Raw genomic sequence first — 10442 nt, 5'->3', positions numbered from 1 at the left:
TTTTACATCTTGACCTATTCTATTTTGAGTAAATATTGCCTTTCCACCATCTTTTTTTATCTTTGGTGCAAAGATTAGATAAAGTATCCCTAATACCATACATCCAGCTGTTCCAGCTATGATATCCATACATCTTTTCAGTATTCTATATCTCTTTTTATTCATTCCATTGTATGTAGAAATTACCATCATTCCATCATAGTCTTCTACTGTTGAATTAAGAGTATATATCTCATTTAATCTTGGTATAAATTTAATCTTATCTACCTTACCATCTAGCTTATTTATTATCTCTTCCATCTGCTCATTATCTGCTAGTGGTAATGCTATTAGTACTTCATTTACCTTATTTTCTTCTAAGATTTTATCTAATTCTTCATATTTTCCTATTACCTTTTCACTCTCTACTTTTAGTTCCTGTTCCACCCCAGCTATACTATTAGCTGAAACATAACCAAGTAGGTTATACATAGTGAATGTATTATTATCTTCAATAATCTTTGTTATCTGTTTTGCTGTATTTCCTATTCCTATTATCAACAAACTCTTCTCTAGATTCTTTCTAAACACTGTTCTTGTAAATCTTATAATAAAGATATTAAAGAATGTAAATGTTAATCCTACGAATAGATGTACAGGTATATATTTTACTCCCCAGAAAGCCAAATCATTTATTAGCATGATTATCAAATACTCTGCATGAACTAATAGTAGCTTTCTTAACTCTTCCCATATCAGAATTGTCTTAAAGGAATACATATTTTTAGTTAAATTTAAAGCCAGATATATGAAAAATGTATTATACATTATCCTATCTGGCACATCAAAAAGTTCATTCACTACAAAGTAGAAAATGAACTGCATTATTATCATTACAACTTTTGCAAACTGTCGCTTCATAAAACTATCCTCTCCCAAACCCCATTTTATATTTAACAAATGAAAAGTACTGACACTCTTACCCTTTACTACTCAAGATTTTCTACCACTCTCTAAAGAGTAGTAGTCCAATCCCTTTTATTTAGAGTTTTCACTATTGCTAGTTAGGTTCATGTCAAAACCTATTTTGTATTCTATCTTCCTATTTAAAATTTCTACGAACATCTTTGGAGCTCTATTCCCTATCTCTCCATTAGTTGTTATCTTTACTCTCTTCTCTTTACCTAGTGAGTATATCTCCTCTTGTACATTCTCTATCTTATCTATCTCTATCCTATCTCCAAGTTTTAGTATCTCGTTACTCAAGCACTCGTGCTGATACTTTCTCACATTAGTTTGCTTCCTATATACTTCCTTTAGCTCTTGAAGTAGTTTTCTATGTCTTACACTTGTAGTTGATAGCTCTCTCTCTTTTCTTCTCTTTATCTCTTTTATTAGCTCTCTTCTTCTCACCTCTAGTGGATACACTCTATCAGCTAGCTCTACTCTTCTCTCTACTCCATTTTTTTCATAGATTAGATACTGTTTTCCAACTTTTAGCCTTACCTCTCCATTGCCTATTCTCTCTATATACTCTCCAGTCTTCTTATCTATCTCTCTTGGAGGTACTCCCTTAAAAACTATCTGAGTATAGTATTTCAACCTCTCTCTTATCTCTTTTCTGATAAGTCTACAGTAGGCTATCTCACTCTTTAGAGCCTCTTTCTCATAGTGGTTTTTCTCATCAATTAGAACCTTAAGTCTAAGTCCTTTCCAATCAATATACCCATCCATATATCTAATTCCAGTACCATTAGATTTTCCCTCTAAGGATTTGAATTCGTCCTCTTTTTTAAAGTGAACTCTCTCTCCACTTCCATACATCATCTTCTCAAAAGCTCTCCACACCTGTGTAGCTATCTTTTGAGCTGTAAAGGAATCTATATTCTTCTTAAAGAACTTCTGCATATCCTTTACCTCTTTATGGAAGGCATACTCTGTAAATCCACTCTCTTTTCTAATTGCTTCTAGTTTCTTATACAGAGGTTTCTTCTTCTCTGTCTTAGCTATCTCTTCTAGTAGGGCTCTATACTCCCTTCTTTTTACCATCTCACAATATCTTTTCCACATTTTTCCTAAAAGAGAGTTATATATATCTCTACCTATCCTAAATCTTTTTTCAAGGATATCCTGTTGAAATTTCTCAACTTTCAAAGGAAACTGAACTATGTAGTTAGCCAATAGAAATTCCTCCCCCTTACTACTTCTCTTTTTGGTGAAAAAATGTATTTCTTTAATAGATAGTAATTTTAAAATCTATATTTTCTATAGAAAAGTTCTATATTTTTGTTTATCTAAACTTGACATAAAGTGAAAAAAGAGGTAAAATAAGTTGTTTACATATCATCTAGGTACGTCTTTTCACCAATTACTGAATTTTTAACAAAAAATACAAAAGAGCTACTACAAACCTTTTAGTTTGTAATAGCTCTTTCTTTAATTTATATTAGTTGTGTAGTCCCCTTAACTATTTTTTCTTAGCATACTTAATAGAGTCAAATGCAACTGCTACTATTATGATAAGCCCTTTTATAATATATTGCCAGTATGGATTTACACCTATATATGTAAGTCCATAGTTGATAACTGTTAGTAATATAACTCCTGTAACAACTCCAGATATCTTTCCAACTCCTCCATAGAATGAAACTCCTCCAATTACACAAGCTGCAATTGCGTCCATCTCATACATATTTCCTAAGTTGTTAGTTGCTGAACCGATACGCCCTGCTTCTAAGAATCCACCAAAAGCATAAAAGATACCAGATAGAGCATATAGTTTTATAAGTGTCCAGTGAACATTTACTCCAGATACCTTAGCTGCCTCAATATTTCCCCCAACAGCAAACACATTTTTACCAAACTTTGTCTTATTCCACAATACCCACATAATCACTGTAGCTATTAGTGCATAGAAGATTAGGTAAGATATTGTAAATCCACCTATACTTATATATCCTTGTGCAAAGGAAGTATATTTTTCAGCAAAACCAGCTATTGGTGAACCACCAGCATAGTCGTAGTAAAGTGAGTTAATACCATAGACAATGGTCATACTACCCATTGTAACAATGAATGGGTGTAGATTCAATTTAGCTACAGCAAGTCCATTTAATCCACCGATTATCATACCAACTACCATAACAATAGCTATTGCTCCAAATAGTGGGAAATCCTGTATATTTGGATAAACCTTATGGGCAGTAGTTGCTGCCTGTAGAAGAGTTGCCGAAATTACTGCCGAGAAACCTACCTGTCTTCCTACTGATAGGTCAGTTCCTGTAGTAACGATAAGTCCAGCTACCCCAAGTGCTATGATAAGTCTTACTGATGATTGAGTTAAGATATTTTTAAAGTTTCTTACACTTAAGAATGATGGCTCTTTTATTATTATAGCCACTAACATTATTAATAGAACTAGATAAAGTCCACTTTGAATTAAAAGTTTTTTATAGTCAATATTCCCATCTTTTGTACGTATACTCATAGTCTTCTCCTCTTTTCTTTCCTGAATTTCTATAGATATTTAGCTGATAGTGTCATTATCTCTTCTTGAGTTGTCTCAGATGTTTTTACTATTCCAGCTACCTTTCCATTACTCATTACAAGAATTCTATCTGTAACCCCTAAAAGTTCTGGCATCTCAGAAGATATCATTATAATTCCTTTATCCTTCTTAGCTAACTCTATCATCAGTTGATAGATCTCATACTTAGCCAATACATCTATACCCCTTGTAGGCTCATCTAGCATCAATACATCTGGTTCTGTTAGTAGCCATCTTCCAAGTATAACTTTCTGTTGGTTTCCTCCTGATAGAGAACCTATTGAAGTGTGTTGTGAAGGTGTTTTTACACGCATACTATCTATTACCCATTGAGTATCATCCTTCATACCTCTATCATTTAATAGTGCCAACAGTCTATTTTTTCCCTTATATCTATCTAGGTTCGAAATAGTTGAGTTGAAGTTTATGTCCAACATTCCATATATCCCTGTAGCTCTACGCTCCTCAGTAACTAGAGCAAATCCATTCTCTATAGCTTCATTAGGATTACTATTTTTTACCTCTTTCCCTTTGAGTATTATTTTTCCACTTGCTTTTTCTCTCATTCCAAATATTGTCTCTACAATCTCTGTTCTCTTTGAACCAACTAGACCAGCTACTCCAAGTATCTCTCCCTTATGTAGATCAAAGGTTACATCTTGGATTGAAGGTTGATTCAGTGCTGTCAATCCTTCAACTTTTAAGATCTCCTCTTTCACCACATTATCTTTTGGAGGGAAACGATTTGTTAAATCCCTTCCAACCATCATATTTATAATCTGCTCTGTAGTCAGATCTTTCACTGGCTCTGTTGCAATCCATTTTCCATCTCTCATTATTGTAATATCATCAGATATTGCCTTTATCTCTTCCATTTTATGTGAAATATATATTATTCCACAACCTCTATCTCTCAATTTATTGATAATTCTAAATAGATGTTCTACCTCTTTCTCTGTAAGTGAAGATGTAGGCTCATCCATAACTATTATTTTTGAATTGTATGAAACAGCCTTAGCTATCTCTACCATCTGTCTTTCAGATACAGCTAGATCCCCCATCTTTGAACGTGGGTCCACTGTGATATCTAAATCTTCAAATATCTTTTTAGTATCCTCATACATCTTTTTCTCATCTATAAAGAAACCTTTTTTAGGATATCTTCCCAACCAGATATTATCTAAGATATTTCTTTGTAAAACTTGGTTCAACTCTTGGTGAACCATAGAAACTCCATTATCTAAAGCCTCTTTTGCAGATTTAAAGTTTATCTCTTTTCCTTCAAAGAAAATAGTTCCTGAATCCTTTTCATAGATTCCAAATAGACACTTCATCAATGTCGATTTTCCAGCACCGTTTTCTCCCATCAGTGCATGTACTGAATGAGGTCTAACTTTTAAATTAGCACCATCTAAGGCTTTTACCCCTGGAAATTCCTTTGTTATGTTGTTCATCTCTAATAAGTATTTACTTTTTTCCATAACATTCTCCTTTTTGAAAAAAGGGAAATTGTAATACAATTCCCCTTTTTAACATTAACCTTACTAATTAATCCTATTTGAATTGTGCTGCATTTTCTTTGTCTATTCCAATACTTGGAATTAATAATTCTTTTTCTACTAATTGATATGAAGTTCCATCAGTTGCTCCCTTACCTTGAGCTAAGTTGATAACCATATCCCAAGTTCCTTTTCCTTGACCTTGAGCATCATTAAGAACAGTTCCTGCCATCTCTCCAGCTTCTATCTTAACTATAGCCTCTGGTAATGCGTCAACTCCATATACTGGTAACATTTTTCCTGCTGCCTTTAATGATTCAATAGCTCCTAGTGCCATTCCATCGTTGTTACAGATAACTACTTCAATCTTATCTCCATTAGGTCCAGATAACCAAGCATCCATCTTATCCTTTGCCATTGCAGTATCCCACATAGCAGTGTCTAGATGTAACTCTTGAGTTTTAATTCCCATATCATTTAGAGTTTTGATTGAATATGTAGTTCTTGCTTCAGCATCTGGATGTCCAGGTTCCCCTTTTATCATTACATATTGGATAACTCCATCTTTGTTAAGGTCTAGTGCTGGATTTGCCTTCCAAGCTTTAGCTATTAGCTCCCCTTGTGCTATACCTTGTGCATTTGGGTCAATTCCTACATAGTAAGCTTTTTCATAAGCATCTATAACTGATTTTGCTGGTTTTTTGTTATAGAATACAACTGGTATATTTTCAGCCTTTATCTTTTCCATTACAGTTTGTCCTGCTGCTGGGTCAACCAAGTTGATAGCTAATGCATCTACCCCTTTTGATAACATTACATCAATTTGGTCATTTTGTGTTTGTTGGCTGTTTTGTGAATCGTTCATTGTTAGTTCAACTTTATCTTTTACCTTTTCTGCTTCCCCTAAAATAACTTTTCTGTAAAGTGCTATAAAGTTATCATCATACTTATAAGCTGTGAAACCTATTCTTAATTTTTCAGGTGCTTTGGCTTCATCTTTTTTATCTCCCCCACATCCTGTTAATCCTGCTGCTAGTAATAGTGCTCCTAAAATTATTCCTGTTTTTTTCATATTCCAATTCCCTCCTACAGTTTTAACTGTTTGTTTTTAGAACTTTTCATTTTATAACAAAGTCTTAAGAACGTTTTCTATCCTATATACTAGATGATAATCCTTTATTTTTCTTTTGTCAAGTGTCTAATTAATTTTTTTACAGACTTTTTTTATTTTTTGAAATAAGTTTTCAGTTATTAATTAAAAAGACCTACAGCTCCCTTTATTCCAGCTTCATTACCAAGTACTCCCTGTACTATATCTATATTTTTTAAAGCTACTGGTAGAGCATATTTTTTTAATTTCTCTTTCATAGGTACCATAAGTATATCTCCAGCCATAGCCACTCCTCCACCAAGAACTATTCTCTCTGGATTGATTATATTTAAGATATTTCCTATTCCCATAGCTAGATATTCAGCCTCATAGTCCACTAAATCTAATGAGAATTTGTCTTCCTCTTTTGCTGCATCAAATATGTCCTTTGCTTCTAATACATCTAATTTCCCTTCTATCATAGTATAAAGTAGGTTTTGCTTATTTACCATAAGTCTTGATACAGCCTCTCTTATAAGTCCTGTAGCTGAAGCATAGGCTTCAAAGCACCCTTTTTGTCCACATCCACAAAGTTTTCCATCTCTTACTATCTTCATATGTCCAATCTCTCCACCTGCACCCATAAATCCAGAGATAAGTTTTCCATCTATATAGATTCCTCCACCTACTCCAGTTCCTAATGCTACAGTTACACTTGTTCTACTTCCTCTAGCAGCTCCATATTTAGCCTCTCCTAATGCTATTATATTAACATCATTATCAAGTCTTGTCTCTACTCCAGATATTCTCTCCATCATAGATTTAATATTTATATCTTCACCCCATGAGAAATTAGCAAAGAAAGCTACAACACTTTGATTTATAACTGGTCCAGGTATTCCTATTCCTATCCCCTTTATATCACACACATCTATTTTTAACTCCTCAGCTAATCCCTTTGTAGCTTCCCATATTCTAGTTAAAGTTCTCTCTGCTCCCTCTAAAGAAAGAGTTTTTATAACTGTGCTCTTAAAAATCTCCCCATCAATATTTAGAATTCCTATCTTAGTATTCGTTCCTCCTAAGTCAATTCCTACATAATAATTCATCTCTAATACCTCCATAATTATTGATAATTTTATTATACTATATGTTTGTTTATTTTACATCTTTTTTTCTCTACTCAGCTATCTATTTTTTTATGTTTCAATATCTTTTTTAAACTTTTTCTTGCTTTTTGAAAAAAAAGTGCTATAATGAAAAAAAAGTAAAAAAATTAGGAGGAACTATTATGTATAGTGCTAACATTTGTTGGACAACTGTATATGGACTCTCACTCAGCCTTAACAATCTGAGTCAATTTTCATATACTTTGTTAAAATGTTAGGATTATATATTATTTAGTTTTATTTTAACCTTTTATAAAAATACATATGTTTTTATATTTATTTTTTGTATTCTAAATAATTTTTTGTTACCAACAGCCTAACAGGCTGTTTTTTTTATACCAAAATATCTTAAGGAGGAAAATTTTATGAAAAAGATTATTGCAATGTTAGCTGGAGCTACTATGATGATGAGCTGTGGAGCAAACCAAAGTCAAGAGGAGAGTTCTACTATCAAAGTAGGAGGAATGGGACCTTTAACTGGTTCTGCTGCTATGTATGGAATCACTGTTGATAAGGGAGCTAAATTAGCCTTTGAGGAGATCAATGCCAATGGTGGAGTTTTAGGAAAGAAATTTGAGTATATCTCTTTAGATGAGAAGGCAGATCCTATCGAAGCTGTAAATGCCTATAATAAATTAACTGATGAGGGAGTTGTAGCTATCCTTGGAAGTGTTACTTCAAAACCTACTTTGGCTGTAGCTGAATTAGCTGCCCAAGATGGAATACCTATGATCACCCCTACAGGAACACAAATAAATATAACCGATGCTGGACCAAATATATTCCGTGTATGTTTTACTGACCCTTACCAAGGAAGTACATTAGCAAAGTTTTCTAAGGATAAACTAGGGGCTAAAACTGCTGCTATTATGGTAAATACATCTAGTGATTACTCTGATGGAATTGCTAACGCCTTTATAAAACAAGCTGAAAAAGAGGGAATAAAAGTAGTTGCTAAGGAAGGATACTCTGATGGAGATAAGGATTTCAAAGCTCAACTTACTAAAATAAATAGTGAAAATCCAGATATCTTAGTTGTTCCTGAATACTATGAGCTTTCAGCACTTATTGCTACACAAGCTAGAGAGATTGGAATGAAATCTACTTTTGTAGGACCAGATGGTTGGGATGGAATAATTGGAGCTCTTGATTCATCATCTTACTCTGTAGTTGATAACTCTTACTTCACTAACCACTACTCAACTGAGGATAGCAATGAAAAAATTCAATCTTTCTTAAAAAAATATAGAGAGAAATACAATGAAGAACCAACAGCTTTCTCTGCTCTTGCATATGATACTGTATATGTTTTAAAAAATGCAATAGATAAAGCTGGTACTACAGACAAAGCTGAATTAACTAAGGCTATAAAAGCAAGTGATATGGATGGAGTTACTGGACATCTAACTTTTGATGAAAATAATAACCCTATCAAAGCTGTTACTATTATCAAAGTTCAAGATGGTAAATACATTTTTGATTCTGTTGTAGAAACAAAGTAAGTATTATGGTATAATATTATGAAATTATAATATTATTTTAGGAGGAACACAATGAAAAGAAGTTTATCTGGTATTCAACCTAGTGGAATACTTCACCTTGGAAACTATTTTGGAGCTATGAAACAATTTATAGATGCTCAAAATAGTGGAGAGTATGATGGATTTTATTTTATAGCTGACTATCACTCTCTTACATCACTAACTGACCCAAAAGCTTTAAAAGATAATACATATAATATAGTATTAGATTATTTAGCATTAGGACTTGATCCTAATAAGTCTACTATATTCTTACAATCGGATATTCCTGAACATGTAGAGCTTTCTTGGTTACTATCTAATGTTACTCCAGTTGGACTATTAGAGAGAGGGCACTCATACAAAGATAAGATAGCTAAGGGGATCTCCCCAAATACTGGACTTCTTACTTATCCAGTTTTAATGGCTGCTGATATTTTAATGTATGATGCTGATGTAGTTCCAGTTGGAAAAGATCAAAAACAACATCTAGAGATGACTAGAGATATAGCTATGAAATTTAATCAACAATATGGAGTTGAACTATTTAAACTTCCTGAGCCTCTTACTTTAGATGACTCTGCTGTAGTTCCTGGAGTAGATGGACAAAAGATGAGTAAATCTTATGGAAATACCATCAATATGTTTGCTAGCAAAAAAGATCTTAAAAAGCAAATTATGAGTATTGTAACTGACTCAACTCCACTTGAGGAACCAAAGAATCCTGACAACAATATAGCTAAAATCTATGCTCTATTTGCTTCTATTGAGAAACAAAATGAGATGAAAGAGAAGTTTTTAGCTGGTAACTATGGTTATGGACACGCTAAAACAGAACTTTTAAATGCTGTATTAGAGTATTTTGGAGAAGCTAGAGAAAAAAGAGAAAAATTAGCTCAAGATATGAACTATGTTCATGATGTACTATTCGAAGGTGGAAAGAAAGCTAGAGCTATAGCTCAAGATAAAATTATGAGAGCTAAAGAAGCTGTTGGAATAGTAGGAAATATGTATAAATATTACTAAAAAAAAGACTGTTGTAATTTTTAATTACAGCAGTTTTTTTATTTATTCTAATTTTATAACTACTTGATTTTATATATGTATAGTGCTATTATATATATAAGATAATAATCTTATTAAGGAGGTAGTCTTAATGAAAAAAATATTATTTATATTACAAGGATTTAGTAGTATATTTTGTTTATTTGAGCAACCTTTATCACCTTCTATAAATATTAATAAAAATTTTTTTAAAGATGATGCTAAAGCTTTAGAATCAGATTGGAAAATCGTTGGGAAAGATATATATAAAGGAATAGAGGAGTTCTCTAATGAAGCCTAATCGTGAACCTCTCCCACTTAAAGCTTTCAGCTTTTGAAGTGGGAGCTTCTTTCTTGGGAAGTAGTTGCTTTTGTTAGCCAACTATATTTACCAAGCTATCCCCGTAGTTCCTACGGTTCTTTTTATTTCTTATATTGCTTCTCTTATTCTTAATCCTTCAACTAATATATTTTTACTTGCATTTATATCTCTATCATGGTATGTATTACAAATTGGACAAGTCCACTCTCTTATATTTAGAGCTTTCTTTCCATCTCTATGACCACATACAGAGCATATTTGGCTTGAGGGAT

General features: G+C 32.8%; 10 protein-coding genes. 3 read left to right on the top strand and 7 right to left on the bottom strand.

Going from position 1 to position 10442, the window contains the following annotated elements; genetic code table 11:
• The 6 genes from IAA47_00110 to IAA47_00085 all read right to left on the bottom strand — a co-directional run.
• A partial coding sequence (locus tag IAA47_00110; protein ID MBU3841398.1) for a sugar transferase occupies positions 1–900 on the bottom strand: 900 nt, incomplete at its 3' end.
• 117 nt (positions 901–1017) lie between these two features.
• The gene (locus tag IAA47_00105) at positions 1018–2160 is read right to left on the bottom strand and encodes a transposase (GenBank protein MBU3841397.1); all 1143 of its coding nucleotides are present in this window, start codon (positions 2158–2160) and stop codon (positions 1018–1020) included.
• Positions 2161–2446: 286 nt separating this feature from the next.
• On the bottom strand, positions 2447–3466 hold the full coding sequence (gene mglC, locus IAA47_00100; protein ID MBU3841396.1) for a galactose/methyl galactoside ABC transporter permease MglC: 1020 nt from the start codon (positions 3464–3466) through the stop codon (positions 2447–2449).
• Between the two features lie 29 nt (positions 3467–3495).
• Positions 3496–5007: a galactose/methyl galactoside ABC transporter ATP-binding protein MglA gene (gene mglA / locus IAA47_00095; GenBank protein ID MBU3841395.1), complete on the bottom strand. Its 1512-nt coding sequence runs from the start codon at positions 5005–5007 to the stop codon at positions 3496–3498.
• A 73-nt stretch (positions 5008–5080) separates the two neighbouring features.
• Positions 5081–6097 carry a galactose/glucose ABC transporter substrate-binding protein MglB gene (gene mglB / locus IAA47_00090; protein MBU3841394.1) on the bottom strand — a complete coding sequence of 339 codons (1017 nt, stop codon included), beginning with the start codon at positions 6095–6097 and terminating at the stop codon, positions 5081–5083.
• A 179-nt stretch (positions 6098–6276) separates the two neighbouring features.
• Entirely contained in the window at positions 6277–7224 is a 948-nt protein-coding gene (locus IAA47_00085) for an ROK family protein (protein MBU3841393.1), read from the bottom strand.
• A gap of 425 nt (positions 7225–7649) precedes the next feature.
• Between IAA47_00085 and IAA47_00080 the strand changes: the two genes are divergently transcribed.
• The 3 genes from IAA47_00080 (at position 7650) to IAA47_00070 (ending at position 10149) form a co-directional block, all read left to right on the top strand.
• Complete coding sequence (locus IAA47_00080; protein MBU3841392.1) at positions 7650–8786, top strand: ABC transporter substrate-binding protein; 1137 nt, start codon at positions 7650–7652, stop codon at positions 8784–8786.
• A 51-nt stretch (positions 8787–8837) separates the two neighbouring features.
• Positions 8838–9830, top strand: coding sequence for a tryptophan--tRNA ligase (gene trpS, locus IAA47_00075; protein ID MBU3841391.1), 993 nt, complete (start codon positions 8838–8840; stop codon positions 9828–9830).
• A gap of 130 nt (positions 9831–9960) precedes the next feature.
• Positions 9961–10149, top strand: a complete 189-nt coding sequence (locus IAA47_00070) for a hypothetical protein (protein MBU3841390.1) — start codon at positions 9961–9963, stop codon at positions 10147–10149.
• Positions 10150–10278: 129 nt separating this feature from the next.
• On the opposite strand, the gene IAA47_00065 is transcribed toward IAA47_00070, so the two are convergent.
• Positions 10279–10442, bottom strand: a 164-nt coding sequence (locus IAA47_00065; GenBank protein ID MBU3841389.1) for a transposase, incomplete at its 5' end; no start/stop codon positions are given.

The organism is Candidatus Fusobacterium pullicola (assembly GCA_018883725.1).
GTDB classification, from domain to species: domain Bacteria; phylum Fusobacteriota; class Fusobacteriia; order Fusobacteriales; family Fusobacteriaceae; genus Fusobacterium_A; species Fusobacterium_A pullicola.
This window is presented reverse-complemented; position numbering and strand designations above follow the sequence as displayed.